The sequence below is a fragment of the Rhizobium sp. NXC14 genome (assembly GCF_002117485.1).
Lineage (GTDB): Bacteria > Pseudomonadota > Alphaproteobacteria > Rhizobiales > Rhizobiaceae > Rhizobium.
This window is the reverse complement of the sequence record NZ_CP021033.1, coordinates 538,086-553,378: the sequence shown is the minus strand read 5'-3', so window position 1 is coordinate 553,378 and position 15,293 is coordinate 538,086. Positions and strand designations below refer to the sequence as shown.

The window sequence follows — 15,293 nt, the reverse complement described above, 5'->3', positions numbered from 1 at the left end:
TTATCCGCCTCCGACGGCGCGGATCAGCTTCGGATCCTGCTTGAGCCCGTCGAGCCAGGCCGGGTCGAGCTTCGGGACGGAGGAGAACAGTAGCTGTGAGTAGGGGTGGCTCGCGCTGCTGCTCATGGCCGAGGGAGGGAGTTGCTCGATCTTTTCCCCCGCATACATCACCGCGACTTCGTCGCAGATCGCCTCGACCACGGAGAGGTCGTGGCTGATAAAAATGTAGGAGAGAGAAAGCTCCCGCTGCAGCTCCTTGAGAAGGTCGATGACGGCTGCGGCAACAACGGTATCAAGTGCCGACGTAACCTCGTCACACAGGATCAGTTTTGGCTCGGCAGCGAGCGCGCGAGCGAAGTTGACGCGCTGCTTCTGACCCCCGGACAGTTCTGACGGGCGCCGGTGCTTCAAGGCCCGGGGCAGGCGAACCATATCCAGGAGTTCGTCGATCCGCTTCTCACGCTTCTCACCTGTCGTGCCGTGATAAAAAGCCAACGGTCGCCCGAGAATATCGCTGATCGATTTGGCCGGATTGAGTGCGGTGTCGGCGTATTGGAAAACGATCTGCAGCTCTCGCAACTGTTCTCGCGTACGGGCGCCGGCGGCTGGCGCCAGCGTCTGTCCATTGAAGGTGATCTTGCCCGCGGTCGCAGGAATGATGCCGGCAATCGTTCGAGCCAGGGTGGATTTGCCGCAGCCGGACTCACCGATAATTCCCAGATTGCAACCGCTCTCAACCTCGACGCTGACGGATTTCAGGGCTTTGACGAGGGGGGTGCCATCGGCCTGGATGGGTCCATAGCCTGCGATAAGGTCCTGCACCTGAAGAATCGCTTTGCTCTGCTGCTTGTCAGGGGATTTGGCCCGCGCTTCCGGCTTGAAAGCGCCTAACAACTCCTTGGTATAAGGATGCTGCGGTCTGCTGAGGATTTGCTCGGTGCTTCCGATCTCCTGGACTTCGCCTCCTTTGAGGACAACGATGCGATCGGCAATTTGGGCCACTACGGCAAGATCGTGCGAGACGTACACGCCGCCGATGCGACCCTTGTGCATTACGGATTTAAAGGCGCGCAGCACTTCGATCTGTGTGGTCACATCAAGCGCCGTCGTGGGCTCGTCGAAGATGACAAGTTTTGGATCACCGATCAGGGCCATCGCGGCCGACAGGCGCTGCAACTGACCGCCGGAAACCTGATGCGGATACCGGGTACCGATCGTTTCCGGATCGGGAAGCGAAAGCGCCTTGAATAGGCTTACCGCGCGGGTGCGGGCCTCTTCGGCGGGCATCAGGTCATGGATGCGAGCGATCTCGATGACCTGTTCCATGATCGTCTGTGACGGATTGAAGGCCGCGGCGGCACTTTGTGGTACATATGAGACGACGGTTCCCCGGATCTTGGCCCGTTTTCGCTCCGGAAGGCTTGCCATGTCCTGACCGGCGAGCACGACGGAGCCGCCGCTGATCCGACAGCCGGCGCGGGCATGGCCCATCAGAGTGAGAGCGATGGTCGTCTTGCCTGACCCACTTTCACCGATCAGAGCGACGATCTCCCCTTCAGCGACTTCGAAACTGACGCCACGGATGATTTCGACGATGCGGCCGGAGTCGGTCTTGGCTTCGACCTTGAGGTCACGGATTTCGACGAGGTTGGCCATCATTCGCTCCGATCGCGTATTTTTTGAGGAAGGTTGTCGATCAGCAGATTGACGCTGATCGTCAGCGTGGCGATAGCGATCGAGGGGAAAATTACAGCGGGTGCGCCGAGAGGGAGGCCGCCGATATTCTCACGCACCAGGGCTCCCCAATCCGCAAAGGGTGGCTGCACGCCAAGCCCGAGGAACGAAAGACCCGATAGGAGCAGCACGATGAAGACGAAGCGCAGGCCCAGGTCGGCAAGAACCGGCCCGACAATATTGGGCAGGATTTCGGACGCGACCAAGTAAACTATACCTTCGCCGCGAGCGCGGGCTACGGTGATAAAGTCCATCGTATTGATGTTGACTGCAAGAGCCCGGGCGAAGCGATAGGAGCCGGGCGTGTAGATCACGGCAAGTGTCAGCACCAGAACGGGAATGGACGATCCGACCGCCGCCACGACCACGAGGCCGAAAAGTTTGCTTGGGATGGAATTCAGGGCATCGAGAAAGCGACTGAGAAGGGTGTCGACCCAGCCGCCAGACACCGCGGCGATCATGCCGAGCACGACGCCCGAGCAGCAGGCGATCGTAACGGCGACTAACGAAATGCCGACAGTATAGCGTGCTCCCATCAGGATGCGCGAAAGCATGTCACGCCCCAGATAGTCCGAACCGAGCCAGAACTGCTGGCTCATGGGGCCGAAATAGTCAAAATCGAGTATCTCGCCTACCGGATGGGGGATGATCCAGGGAGCAATGACGGCGATGATTGCCCAGAAAGCAATGACGGCGAAGCCCACTACACCGACCAGATTGATGCGATAGGCGAATTTCCGACGCTTTGGCGCATGTGTTTCGATCGTGGTCATCATCGTAGCCTCGGGTTGGCAAGAATAGCGATGATATCGGCCGTCGTGATCAGGATCAGATAGCCAACGCAGAATATCATCGCGCAGGATTGGATGAGGGGGAGATCGCGGGTGGCGACGGCGTCGACCATCAGCTTGGCGATGCCGGGATAGTTGAAGATCGTCTCGACGATGATTACGCCGCCCAGAAGGTATGAAAGCGAGAGGGCAATCGCATTGACGATGGGACCGAGGGCGTTCGGCAGCGCATGTTTCAACACGATGCGGCTTCGAGAGGCACCCTTCAACAGTGCCATTTCGGCATAGGGTGTATTCAGTGTTTCCACCACAGCAGCCCGCGTCATGCGGATCATCTGCGCGGAGACCCCAAAGGTGAGGGTGATCACCGGCATCGCGTATACGCGCACTATGTCGGTAATAGTGTGGACTTCATTGGTGAATGAGATCGCGGGCAGCCATTGCAAATAGACTGCAAAGAACATGACAGCCAACGTCGCTATCATGAATTCCGGGACCGATATGACGCCGATTGTAAATACGGTAACCGCCCGATCATAAAGCGAGCCCCTTACCATGGCGGCGGTGATGCCGAGCGTCAATGCAATCGGTACTGCGAACAAGGCCGTGATGCCCGCAAGCTTCATCGAGTTCGCGAACCGGCCGCTGATCAGGTCGGCGACCGGCATGTTGTTGGCGTAGGACGTGCCAAGGTCACCCGACAGCAGTCCGCCCATCCAATAGATAAAACGCAAAAACGCCGGGTCGTCGAGATGCATGGCCTTGCGCAATCCTGCGACGGCCTCCGGCGTTGCAGCCTGGCCGAGCAGGATTGACGCAGTATCCCCCGGCAGGAGCGACGTCGCTGTAAAGACCGCGAACGAGACGATGACCAAGGTGATCAGGGCGATGAGCAGCCTACTCAGCACCAGGGATAGGACCTCTTTGTTCACACTCGCTTCCTTCCAGTTATCGGAACCAAAGTGCAGAGGGGCCACAGCAAGGTGGCGGCAGCCCCAAGCCTACTTTGTCATTCAAGATTCAAACCAGACATGCTCGGCCATGCGATAACCCATCATACCTCCGAGCGGGTTGGTTTCCATGCCCTTGAGCTTGTCCGTGATGGCGTCGATCCCGGTCAGGTAGGCCGGAATGATGGTGCCGGCCTCGTCTGCAATCATCACCTGCATCTCATTGTAAATCGCTTTGCGCTTCTCCTGATCGAGCGAGCCGCGCGCCTCGATCAGCATCTTGTCGAATTTGTCCGATTTGTAATGGCTCTCATTCCAGGGTGCGCCGGATGCGTACAGCAACGAGAACAGGATGTCGGGCGTCGGCCTGTAATTGATATTGCCGAAATGGATCGGCGCCTTGAGCCAATACTTGTCCCAATAGCCGTCGGAGGGCACGCGCTGGACGTCGAGCTTCATGCCGATTTCGGCGCCCGCGGCCTGAACGATCATCGCCATGTCGATTGCGGAGTTCGCGGCCTCGGACGCGATCACCGGGATCGACTGACCGAGAACGCCCGCCTTGTTGAAATAGAACTTAGCCTTTTCAGGGTCGTACGGCTTCGACTTGAGATCGTCGTTGCGATAGGGGTTGCCCGGGAAAATAGGCTGGTCGTTGCCGATTTCACCGCGCCCGCGCAGAGCTGCCCTCAGGATCTGCTCACGATTGACCAGGTGCTTCATGCCCGCGACGAAATCGCTGTTTTGACCAGGGGTCGCATCAAGGCGCATGTTGAGGTTGGTGTAGCTGTTGGCGCTCGATTTCGACAGAACGAAGCCGGGCCTGCCTTCGACGAGCCGCTCCGAGCGGGGATTGATAGCGGCCGCGACATGGATGTCTCCCGACAGCAAGGCATTCACGCGCGAGCTGTCGTCGCTGATCGCAAAGAACTCAAAGGAGTCGACAAATGGTCCTTTCGACTTCCAGTAATGGTCGTTCCGCCGCATAAGCGAGCGCACACCGGGTTCGAAGTTTTCGAGAACGAAAGGCCCTGTGCCGTTCCCCTTCGAGAAGTCGGCGGTCCCTTCTGCGACGATCATGAAGTGCTGTAGTGCCAGGATGGTCGGCAGGTCGGCGTTGGCGTCTGCGAGTGTTATTTCGAGAGTGAGATCGTCGAGCGCCTTGAACCCCGTCATTTGCTTTGCGATGGCATTGACCTTGGAGCCGACGTTGGGATCCAGGTGGCGCTTGAGCGAGTAGATCACATCTGCGGACGTAAGTTGTTTGCCGTCGTGAAAGGTGACGCCCTTGCGCAGCTTCACGGTCCACACCTTGCCATCGGTGCTCTCGATGCTTTCCGCCAGCTCCATCTCGACCGCGCCGGACCTGTCGAGGTTGGAAAGGCGGCTATAGACTGCGGAACACCGTGAATAATCCGTTGAATTCGATGCTTTGGCCGGGTCGAGCGTGTCTGCGGTCGAAGACGTGAAGCCTGCCGCCTTGAGGTGTCCTCCGGTGACAGGAGTGGCGGCGATCGCTTTGGTGGCGCGACCAACGATGACGCCGCCAGCGGACATGGCGACGCCCCCAGCGAGAAGCATCTGCAGCAGTTCACGGCGGGTGGCGCCGCGTCTGATGGCGCATTCGACCACTGCGTCGTCGGCGCGGGTCCAGTTCGTAGTCCTTAAGTCGGTCATGGCATTCCCCTTTTCTTTCTGTGACGGCCGCCTGCCGGCGAGCCGATCCGGTTTTAAAAGTCAGGCGCGCGAAGTGGCCACGGCCTCCGCGGGGCGGCCATCGACGTGAAATGATCGGGTGCGGTGAACTCCGCCGGCTCGATCGTGCCGTCGCAGCCCTTGTGGGCATGCCGCCGCTCCCGCAGCGGCCCGCCGGCGGGCAGGCCAAGCTCCGTCCCGCTCGCGAGATAGGCGCGCACGAGATCGTCGGGAAAGAGGTCATCATCGTCTGAATAGCGGTGGGCCTCGCGATAGAGGCTGAGCGTCGCCCGCTCGCCATGGATCTCGTGTCCCGTTTCGGCTGAAGCGATGAGCAAGCCGACCTCGTCGAAGCCCATGTAGCTGATTTCCGGAAGACTTTTGCTCACGCGAATTCCCCAGTGTTCGGCTCCGATGGAGCGCGGCTTCTCAAAGAAGAATATTCCGTTCCCGGCAGGATCGTTGTCCCGCTCTTGTATCAAGGCCGGATTTGTTGTGATCCGTGCCTTTCGTCTGTTTCAGTTTGTCACTTGCGCTGCGCCGGATTCTCCGAAAAGGCGCCCTGGCGCGGCACAAAACACCGAATCTAACCGTTTCGCGCTATTCTCAGACCCGCAGCGCCCCGCGCACATCCGGGTCCTCAAGCGTCTCGTCCAGCGTCAAACGCGTGCGCTCGACGATCGCATCGATTTCCGTTTCGGTGCAGCACAGCGGCGGCGCATAACCGAGCACGCCGTTGCCGAAGGCGCGGATGACGAGGCCGTTTTCCCAGGCGCGATCGAAGATCCGGCGGGCGGGTTCGGCGGATGCCGGCAGCGGCGTTTTGTTGATTTTGTCGGCCACGAGCTCGACGGCGGCGAGCATTCCGCGGCCGCGGACATCACCGACGAGCGGGTGATCTCTCAGCGATTCCAACCCCTGCATCAGCCGCGTCCCGGCCTTGACGCCATTGTCGAGCAGGCCGTTTTCATAAAGCGTCAGGACTTCAAGGCCGACGGCGGCGCTGACGGGATGGGCCGAATAGGTGTAGCCGTGTCCGATAGCGGCGGCGCCGGCACCCTCGGCAATCGTCTCATAGACGTGGTCGGCCATGAAGACGGCGCCCATCGGGACGTAGCCGGAGGTGAGACCCTTGGCGGTCGTCATGAAATCCGGCACGACTCCCTCTTCGCTGCAGGCAAAAAGCGGCCCTGTGCGGCCAAAGCCGGTGATCACCTCATCGGCCACGAAGAGGATGTCGTGCTCGCGGCAAAATTCGCGCATCGCCTTCACCCAGCCTTTCGGCGGTACGAGCACGCCGCCCGAACCCTGGATCGGTTCGACGTAGAAGGCGGCGACGCGCTCCGGCCCGATCGCCTCGACCTTGCTTCTCAGCGCTGCCAGCGAGGCCTCGATAATCGCCTGCGGATCCTCGCCGACCGGGTTGCGGTAGGCGTAATGAGACGGAATTTTATGCTGCCAGTCGAAGGGAAGGCCGAAGCCGGCATGGAAGGCGGGCAAAGCGGTCAGGCCCGCACCGGCCGTCGAGGAGCCGTGATAGCCCTGTTCGACCGAAATGAACTGATCGCGCTCGGGCCGTCCCCGAGCATTCCAGTAGTAGCGGATGAACCGGATCGTGCTGTCCACCGCGTCAGAGCCGCCGAGGGTGAAATAAACATGGTTGAGATCACCAGGCGCCCGATCGGCGAGTTCTGAGGCAAGCCGGATCGCCGGCTCGGAGCCGAGGCCGAAATAGGCCGTTGCATAGGGAAGCTCCCGCATCTGCCGGGCTGCTGCCTCGACGATGCTTTCGTGGCCGTAACCGGCATTGACGCACCAGAGGCCGGCGAAGCCGTCGATCAGTTGTTTGCCGGAGGCGTCGGTGACCGTTGCGCCCTTGGCCGAGGCCAGTACGCGCACGCCGTGCTTCTCGTGACTGCGGTAGGAGGCCACAGGATGGATGAGATGGGCGCGGTCGAGTTCGATGAGCGAGTTGGCGTACATGGGGTCTCCGATCAGCCCAGCGCCTGGCTGGCAAGGGCGAAGGTGGTGGCAGCAGGGGCGGCGGCGTGGCCGGCCGATGGATTTCGCATTGCGATGCCGCCGCCGACATGGGCGAAGCCCTGTTCGGCGAGCCAAGGGGAAAGTCCTGTTTCGGCGGTGGTATCCACCCTGAGGAAGTGTCCTGGGCGTCTCGCGATGTGATGTTCGATGAGTTTCCTGGCGTCCTCGATGTTCGTTGCAACCACGGGTCCGATCACTTCGCCACGCCCGAAGGCGCGCATGCACGCGAAGCCCGAGACGCCGCCGTCGCGGCGAATGACGGCGAACTCGCCGACCTTGGCGAGATAGGAGAGCAGGTTTTCGCGGTCGGCGCCGAAGGCAACGCGATCGAGCGTCATGATTTCAGGGAGGTCGTCAGCGGTGGCGGCCTCAGTGCCGGCAGGCGCAGGGATTTCTCGGGCAAGGCCCTGGTGCTGCAGCACGGTTCCGGTTTCATGGAAGCCAAGCTTTTGGTAGAGCGGCAGGCCCGCCGTCGTCGCGACCAGCCGTAGCGGCCGGTCTCCTGCGATCCGCAGCGCGGCGTCCATCAGCCTGCGGCCGAGGCCACGCCCACGTATGGTTTCGTCGACGATGACCATGTTGATCGTCGCGCAATCTTGCTTGTATGGCGTGACGAGCACAGTGCCGACGACCCTGTCGTCTTCGAGTGCGATCATCCCGTCGCTCAAGGCGAGCGCCATCTGCCAGTCTTCCGTCCGATGCGGCCAGCCCGCCTGTTTGGAGAGCGCGACGGCGGCGGCCAGGTGGTCGAGGCTGAACGGGACGATTTCGATCTGGCTTGCTTGCATGGGGGCGTCCTTCATGTCGTGCCCGCCAGTCTGCCGGAGCGCCGGCGGGCAGATCGTCTGAAGGCGGTGGTTCAGGCAGTATCTTATGGCTTTGCGATCACCGGCCGCCGCATCTTATGCTGGAGGACCGAGCCTTTCGCAAAACCTTGTCACCGCATCATCGCCAGCGCTGCGCCGAAGAAATCTTCGCCGCCGAAATTTCCTGATTTCAACGCCAGAAGCATGTCGCCCTGCCTATTGCCGACCGTGCGCAGCACCGGCACGCCGGGCGCAATTTCGGGGCCGATCAGAAAAGCCGGGATGGCGAGCTTGTCGACTGCGGCTCCCGAGGTCTCGCCGCCTGCGACGACGAGGCGCCGCACGCCTCGATCCACCAGCTCGGCGGCGATAATCGATGTGGCGGTCTCGATCACGTGGCCGGAGGCCTCGCGCCCATATTGCGATTGCAGCCGGGATACCGTTTCGGGCGCCGCGCTCGCGGCGACCACGACCGGGCCGGCAGAAATGCGGTCTCCCGCCCACGAAATCGCCGCGGCGATCTCATCCGGACCGGCGGCCAGCAGACGCTCCGGATCAAGCCGCAGCACGGGCATCGATTGCTCGGCGATGTCGAGTTGGCGCAGCGTCGCTTTCGAACAGCTGCCGGCAATGATCGCCGAAAGCCCGCCGACTGGGCGAATGACGTCTTCACCTGTCGCGCTGCCGGATATCCGGCCGGAGCGGACGAGCGCGCGGGCAAGGCCGAGGCCGAGGCCGGACGCACCGGTGGATACCGGCATTTCCAGCGCGATCTCGCCCAACGTTTCCAGATCCCGCTCGAAAATCGAGTCGGCGATAGCCATGGTCGCGCCCGTCGTTCGCAGGGCGTCGAACTTCGCCTTGGCGGCGGCCGGCCCGGCAGCGATGGCTGCCAGATCGATCAGTCCGACGGCGCCGAGCGATTGCCGGGCGAGAACCCGGACGAGATTGGCATCGTGCATCGGGTTCAGCGGGTGGTCCTTGAGCGGGCTTTCGTTCAATGGCTGGCCGCCGACGAAGAGGTGGCCGAGATAGACGGTGCGCCCGGTTTCCGGAAAGGCTGGCGTCACCAGCACGCCACCGCCGCCCGCAGCCTCGCTCAAAGCCTCGGTGACGGGGCCGATATTGCCGGCATCGGTGGAATCGAAGGTCGAACAGATCTTGTAAAGCACATGGCCCGCACCCTGGTGGCGCAGCCAGCGCTCAGCTTCGGTCGCGGCGGTCACGGCCTCCGAAGCCGGAACGGAGCGAATTTTCAGGGAGACGACCACCGCATCGACCTCCGGCAGCGCGAGCGACGGATCGGGAATGCCGACCGTCTGCACTGTCCGCAGACCGTTCTTCGTCAGCGTGTTGGCGAGATCGGACGCGCCGGTGTAGTCGTCTGCTATTGATCCAAGTGAAATGGCCATCGTCTAGCTCCGTGCAAAAGGTTTGAACCAGCCAAGGCCATCCAGTGTCTGGCTGCGCGGGACGTATTCGCAGCCGATAAAACCGTCATAACCCAGCCGGTCGATTTCGCTGAACAGGTAGGGATAGTTCAGCTCCTCTCCATCAGGCTCGTTGCGGGAGGGCACGCTGGCGATCTGGATATGGCCGGTGATCTCTAGCAGGCGCCGCAACGCCTTGGTGACGTCGCCATGGAGGATCTGACGGTGATAGATGTCGAATTGCAGTTTCAGGTTCGGCAGGCCGCATTCGGCGATCAGCCGTTCGGCGATCGCGAAGTCGTTGAGGAAATATCCCGGCATGTTGCGCCCGTTGATCGGCTCCAACAGCAGATCGATGCCTTTTTCCGCAAGCCGGCCGGCAGTGTAGGCGACGCAGCGCCGGTAGGAGGCGGCGGCCTCTTGATCATGAGGGTCGGCGATGCCCGCCATCAGGTGCAATCGCTTGACGCCCGTCGCCGCCGCATAGTCCAACGCCCGCTCGACATCCGCTTTGAGATCGTCGAACCGTTCGGGGAGAGCCGCGATCCCGCGCTCGCCCGCACCCCAATCCCCTGGCGGCAGATTGAACAAAGCCTGCTGCAGATCGTTGCGGGCAAGTCGTTCGGCGATGGCCTCCGGCGCGGCCTCGTAGGGAAACAGATATTCGACGGCGGAAAACCCCGCATCGGCTGCGGCGTCGAAGCGGTCGAGGAAGTCCCATTCATTGAACATCATCGTCAGGTTGGCGGCGAAAACGGGCATGTCGATAGTCCTTAGCGGCTCTGTGGTTCTTTGGCGGAGCCGGGCAATTGCGTGCCGGAAAGCTGCGCGTAGAGGCGCGCGAGCGAGGAATCGTCGTCACGGCCCATGCCGGCTCCGGCCGCCGCCAAATACATCTGCAGAGCCGCCGCCGCGAGCGGTGCCGGATAACGCTCGGAACGGGCCATATCCTGGACGATGCCGAGATCCTTGACGAAGATCTCGATGCTGCTGAGCGGGGTGTAATCTCCGGCCAGCACATGCGGCATACGATTTTCGAACATCCAGGAATTGCCGGCCGAGGCGGTGATGACTTCATAGACCTTGTCGAGGTCGAGGCCCTGCTTGGCGGCAAAGCTTATCGCCTCGCAGGCGGCTGCGATGTGCACGCCGGCGAGAAGCTGGTTGATCATCTTGAAGGCGGCGCCCGTTCCGGCGGCATCGCCGAGCTCGTAGACCTTGCCGGCCATGGCGTTCAGAGCGGGGCGCGCCGCATCGAAGGCTCGGCCGGAGCCGGAAGCCATGATCGTCAGCTCGCCAAGTGCGGCCTTGGCCGCGCCGCCTGAAATCGGCGCATCGAGATAAAGCAGGCCGAGGGCCTCCGTCCGCGCCGCCAGATCGCGCGCGACGGCGGGATCCATGGTCGCCGACGAGATGAAGACGGCGCCGGGCTTCATCGTATCCGCAGCGCCCTGCGGCCCGAACAGCACGGTCTCGGTCTGAGCACCGTTGACCACCACGGAAACGACGATGTCGGCGTTTTTGGCGGCCTCGGCTGGCGTCGCTGCGCCGCGCCCGCCTTCGGCGACGAAGCGGTCCACCGCTGCCGGGGTTATGTCATATCCAACGACGTCGAGACCCGCGCGCTTCATCGACCGGGCCATTCCCAGTCCCATGGAGCCAAGACCGATGACGGCCGCGACGACGGCAAAACCTGGGTTTTCAGCAAGCGGTGTCATGAGAGGTTCTCCAGTCTCGTGAGGAAGATCCGTGCCCCTCCGGAAGTCGTCCCGGAGGGGCTGTCGCTTAGCGATTGACGGTTTTAGCCGGGACCGTCAACACGGCCAGCGAACCGATGACGAGCGCGGCCGCCAGCAGATACATGCCGGCGCTGTTGGTGCCGGTGAAGTCCTTCAGATAGCCGACCAGAAACGGTCCGAGGAACCCGGCGAGATTGCCGACCGAATTGATCCAGGCGATGCCGGCCGCAGCGCCGGTGCCGGCGAGGAAAGCGGTCGGAAGCGACCAGAAAAGCGGCGCGCAGCTGATGGCGCCCGCAGCAGCCAGCGAGAGGCAGATGATCGACACCGTCGTGCTCGTCGCGAGCGTTGCGGCAACGAAGCCGCCGGCGGCGATAAGAGCCGGGACGACGAGGTGCCACCGCCGTTCGCGCAGCCTGTCGGCGGAACGTCCGAGCGCCAGCATGGCGACGAATGTGCAGATATAGGGGATGGCGGAAATGAGGCCGATGTTGAGATTTCCGCTGACGCCCGAGGCTTTCACGATGGTCGGCATCCAGAAATTCAGGCCATATTGCCCGAGCACGAAGCAGAAATAAATCAGGCACATCAGCCAGACGCGACGGTCGGTCAGCGTGCCCGAGATGCTGTGCGGGCTTGCTGTCTTGGCTTTATTCTCCGCCTCGATATTGGCCGTCAGCACCCGCTTTTCCTCATCGTCCAGCCACGTCGCGTCAGCGATCCTATCATCAAGATAAAAGAACGTCGCGACGCCGAAAAGAATGGCCGGAACGGCTTCGATCAGGAACATCCACTGCCAGCCGGACAGACCGTGCGTTCCGTGAAAGCTGTCCATCAAAAAGCCTGAAAGCGGATTGCCGAAAATGGCGGATACTGGGATAGCGGACATGAAAGTGGTAATGATCTTGGCGCGGCGATGCGCCGGATACCAGGATGTCAGATACAAAATGATGCCGGGGAAAAATCCTGCCTCGGCAACGCCCAGCAGGAAACGCAGGACATAGAACACGGTTTCCGACGAGGTGAACATGAAGGCGGCGGAGATGATGCCCCAGGTGATCATGATGCGGGCAATCCAGACCCGCGCACCGACCTTATTCATGATGACATTGCTTGGCACTTCAAACAGAAAATAGCCGATGAAGAAAATGCCGGCGCCGATGCCGTAGGCAGCTTCCGAGAGGCCGAGCTCGCTCGACATCTGCAGCTTGGCGAAGCCGACATTGACGCGGTCGAGATAAGCGACGACGTAACACAACATCAAAAACGGCACGATGCGCCAGAATACCTTGCCATAGGCCCGATCCTCCGTCGCCTGTGCGGGATATGCGCCAGCGATTGGCGCCTCTGTATGCAGCGTCATGATTCTCTCCTCCGATCGTTGCCGCGATCTCCGACAGGTCCTCCCGCGGCGCGCTGATCCTCTTTTGGCAGCGCTGCCATTCCTCTTAATCCATTTTGGCAGCGCTGCCAACCGCGAATTGGCAGCGCTGCCAAAAAAATCTTGCTTCTTGCCCGAAGTAGTGAAAAATGAATCTCGCCTGTGACGGTGTTGCCAGACGCTTCGCGCCGGAAGGCTTGCTCATATCGGGTTCAAAATTGACGATGGAATTGAAACAACAGGCGACGGTCACCCTCGCGGAGGTCGCGGAAGCGGCCGGCGTCGGCGAGAGCACGGTGTCGCGCGTGCTGCGCAACCATGGTTCGTTTTCAGGCAAGACCCGGGAGCGGGTGATGGCCGCTGTCGAGCGGTTGGGCTATGTGCCGAACCGGATCGCCGGAACGCTGGCCTCCACCGGTTCGCGTCTCGTCGCTTTCGTCATTCCTTCGCTGTCCAACATCGTCTTTCCCGATGTGCTGCGCGGCGCCAGCGCCGTTCTGGAGGAAAACCGATATCAGTCGGTTTTTTCGGTGACCGACTATGATCCGGGCAGGGAGGAAGCGCTCGCCGCCGCAATGCTCGCCTGGCGGCCGGCGGCGGTGATGCTGGCAGGATACGAGCATACCGACGGCACGGCGAAAATGCTGCGCGCCAGCGGATGCCGGGTCGTGGAACTGCTCGATCTGGACGGCGACGCCCTCGATATCGCAGTCGGCTTCTCGAACCGCGCGGCCGGAAGGGAGAGCGCTGCCTTCCTGCTCAAGCGGGCTTATCGCAGGATCGGCTATGTCGGTCACGACCTCCAGCGCGATACCCGCGCCGGCAAGCGCTTTTCCAGTTTCTGCGAAACGCTCGAGGCCGCCGGCGCCCCGCTCATCGCCCGCGAAATTCTTGCCGGCCCATCCTCGGTGGAGAACGGCAGATTGGGACTGGAGCGATTGCTTGCACGAGCGACCGATCTGGATGCCGTCTATTTTTCCAACGACGATATGGCGCTGGGCGGTTATTTTCATTGTCTCGCCCAAGGGATCGCGATCCCCTCGCAGCTCGCGATTTTTGGTTATAACGGCCTCGATATCGGCCGGGCGATACCACAGCCCTTGTCGACCATCCGGACGCCGCGCGTGGCGACCGGTGAGATAGCCGCGCAACTCATCGTCGCCAATGCGCCGCCGCAGGTCGTCGATCTCGGCTTTGAACTGATCGAGGGGGCGACCGCATGAATTGGAGGAACTGTCATGTCCGACGCGCGCCTGCGTGAGGAAATCTGTCGATACGGCCGGTCGCTGTTCGAGCGCGGGCTGACACCCGGTTCGTCGGGCAACATATCGTTACGGCTGGAGGACGGCGGCTGGCTGGTCACGCCGACCAACGCTTCGCTCGGCTTTCTCGACCCGGCGCGTATTTCAAGGCTCGATGCCGAAGGCCGGCTCCTATCCGGTGACAAGCCGACCAAGGAAATCCCGCTTCACACCGCCCTCTACGACACACGCGGCAGCGCCCGCGCCATCGTCCATCTTCATTCCACGCATGCGGTGGCGCTGACGATGCTGCCGGAGATCGATCCGCGCGCCGCCTTGCCGCCGATGACGCCATACTATCTCATGCGCGCCGGCGAGACGGCGCTGGTGCCCTATTATCGCCCCGGCGATCCGGCGGTGGCCGATGCGATCCGCGGGCTGGCGGGCAAATACTCGTCGGTGCTTCTGGCCAATCATGGACCCGTCGTTGCCGGTGACAGCCTGGAGGCGGCGGTCTTCGCAACCGAGGAACTGGAGGAAACGGCGAAGCTCTATCTGCTGCTGCGCAACCTCAATCCCCGCTTCCTCAGCCCGGAGCAAGTGGCCGATCTCGTCAAGACCTTCGGCCTCGATCTTCCCTCGCATCATGACCACGACCACGATTGAACCGAGAGCACGCAACCTTCTGCCAAACGCCGCTTTCTATACGATAGATTCTGCTTCCGATGCCGCCCAATTCAGGTAAGCCGCGGATAAAGCGGTGCCTATGATTGTGAAACATCCCGGTTCCAATCATTCAAGGATACGCAGATGACGACGTTCCGCCCGAAATACATCACCTTCGACTGCTACGGCACGCTCACCAACTTCCAGATGGCGGAAGCGGCACGCGATCTCTACGGCGACCAACTCGACGAACCGCGCATGGCGGAGTTCGTCAAGAATTTCGCCGCCTATCGTCTCGACGAGATCATGGGCACCTGGAAGCCCTACGCGGAGGTGGTGCACAACTCGCTCGAGCGGACATGCAAGCGCAACGGCGTGACGTTTCGCGATGAAGCCGCTCGGATGGTCTACGCACGTGTTCCGACCTGGGGGCCGCATCGCGACGTACCCGAGGGTCTTGCCAGGGTTGCCCGGGAAATTCCGCTGGTGATCCTGTCCAATGCCATGGACGCGCAGATCATGTCGAATGTCGAAAAGCTCGGCGCGCCCTTCCACGCGGTCTATACCGCGCAACAGGCGAATGCCTATAAGCCCCGTTTCCAGGCCTTCGAATATATGTTCGATATGCTCGGCTGCGGACCGCAGGACGTGCTGCATTGCTCGTCCTCCTTCCGCTACGATCTGATGTCGGCCCACGATCTCGGCATCAAGAACAAGGTCTGGGTCAATCGCGGTCACGAGCCGGCCAATCCCTATTACGGCTATGTCGAGATTGCCGACATCTCCGGCTTGCCTGGCGTTGTCGGCCTCTGACGGA

At 61.7% G+C, this 15,293-nt stretch carries 14 protein-coding genes; 3 read left to right on the top strand and 11 right to left on the bottom strand.

Annotated features, from left to right (window positions below; translation table 11 throughout):
• The 11 genes from NXC14_RS30625 to NXC14_RS30575 form a co-directional block, all read right to left on the bottom strand.
• On the bottom strand, positions 1-1,656 hold the full coding sequence (locus NXC14_RS30625; protein WP_085781754.1) for an ABC transporter ATP-binding protein: 1,656 nt from the start codon (positions 1,654-1,656) through the stop codon (positions 1-3).
• Entirely contained in the window at positions 1,656-2,507 is an 852-nt protein-coding gene (locus tag NXC14_RS30620; protein ID WP_245362234.1) for an ABC transporter permease, read from the bottom strand. The genes NXC14_RS30625 and NXC14_RS30620 overlap by 1 nt, the downstream gene beginning before the upstream one ends.
• On the bottom strand, positions 2,507-3,457 hold the full coding sequence (locus tag NXC14_RS30615; RefSeq protein ID WP_085781752.1) for an ABC transporter permease: 951 nt from the start codon (positions 3,455-3,457) through the stop codon (positions 2,507-2,509). The genes NXC14_RS30620 and NXC14_RS30615 overlap by 1 nt, the downstream gene beginning before the upstream one ends.
• An 81-nt stretch (positions 3,458-3,538) precedes the next feature.
• The gene (locus tag NXC14_RS30610; protein WP_085781751.1) at positions 3,539-5,152 is read right to left on the bottom strand and encodes an ABC transporter substrate-binding protein; all 1,614 of its coding nucleotides are present in this window, start codon (positions 5,150-5,152) and stop codon (positions 3,539-3,541) included.
• Positions 5,153-5,205: 53 nt separating this feature from the next.
• On the bottom strand, positions 5,206-5,559 hold the full coding sequence (locus NXC14_RS30605; protein WP_225881203.1) for a hypothetical protein: 354 nt from the start codon (positions 5,557-5,559) through the stop codon (positions 5,206-5,208).
• A 217-nt stretch (positions 5,560-5,776) separates the two neighbouring features.
• Positions 5,777-7,153 carry an aspartate aminotransferase family protein gene (locus tag NXC14_RS30600; RefSeq protein ID WP_064824006.1) on the bottom strand — a complete coding sequence of 459 codons (1,377 nt, stop codon included), beginning with the start codon at positions 7,151-7,153 and terminating at the stop codon, positions 5,777-5,779.
• An 11-nt stretch (positions 7,154-7,164) separates the two neighbouring features.
• Positions 7,165-8,001, bottom strand: a complete 837-nt coding sequence (locus NXC14_RS30595) for a GNAT family N-acetyltransferase (protein WP_085781750.1) — start codon at positions 7,999-8,001, stop codon at positions 7,165-7,167.
• A gap of 149 nt (positions 8,002-8,150) precedes the next feature.
• Positions 8,151-9,431: a 3-oxo-tetronate kinase gene (gene otnK, locus NXC14_RS30590; protein ID WP_085781749.1), complete on the bottom strand. Its 1,281-nt coding sequence runs from the start codon at positions 9,429-9,431 to the stop codon at positions 8,151-8,153.
• A 3-nt stretch (positions 9,432-9,434) separates the two neighbouring features.
• A complete protein-coding gene (gene otnI, locus NXC14_RS30585) occupies positions 9,435-10,211 on the bottom strand; it encodes a 2-oxo-tetronate isomerase (RefSeq protein ID WP_085781748.1) in 777 nt (258 codons plus the stop codon).
• 11 nt (positions 10,212-10,222) lie between these two features.
• Entirely contained in the window at positions 10,223-11,167 is a 945-nt protein-coding gene (gene ltnD / locus NXC14_RS30580; protein ID WP_004678965.1) for an L-threonate dehydrogenase, read from the bottom strand.
• 67 nt (positions 11,168-11,234) lie between these two features.
• Complete coding sequence (locus NXC14_RS30575; protein ID WP_016735889.1) at positions 11,235-12,551, bottom strand: MFS transporter; 1,317 nt, start codon at positions 12,549-12,551, stop codon at positions 11,235-11,237.
• A gap of 242 nt (positions 12,552-12,793) precedes the next feature.
• Between NXC14_RS30575 and NXC14_RS30570 the strand changes: the two genes are divergently transcribed.
• The 3 genes from NXC14_RS30570 (at position 12,794) to NXC14_RS30560 (ending at position 15,289) form a co-directional block, all read left to right on the top strand.
• Positions 12,794-13,792 carry a LacI family DNA-binding transcriptional regulator gene (locus tag NXC14_RS30570; RefSeq protein WP_016735888.1) on the top strand — a complete coding sequence of 333 codons (999 nt, stop codon included), beginning with the start codon at positions 12,794-12,796 and terminating at the stop codon, positions 13,790-13,792.
• 15 nt (positions 13,793-13,807) lie between these two features.
• On the top strand, positions 13,808-14,476 hold the full coding sequence (locus NXC14_RS30565; protein ID WP_012490043.1) for an aldolase: 669 nt from the start codon (positions 13,808-13,810) through the stop codon (positions 14,474-14,476).
• A gap of 144 nt (positions 14,477-14,620) precedes the next feature.
• Complete coding sequence (locus NXC14_RS30560; RefSeq protein WP_085781747.1) at positions 14,621-15,289, top strand: haloacid dehalogenase type II; 669 nt, start codon at positions 14,621-14,623, stop codon at positions 15,287-15,289.
• Positions 15,290-15,293 lie beyond the last annotated feature (4 nt).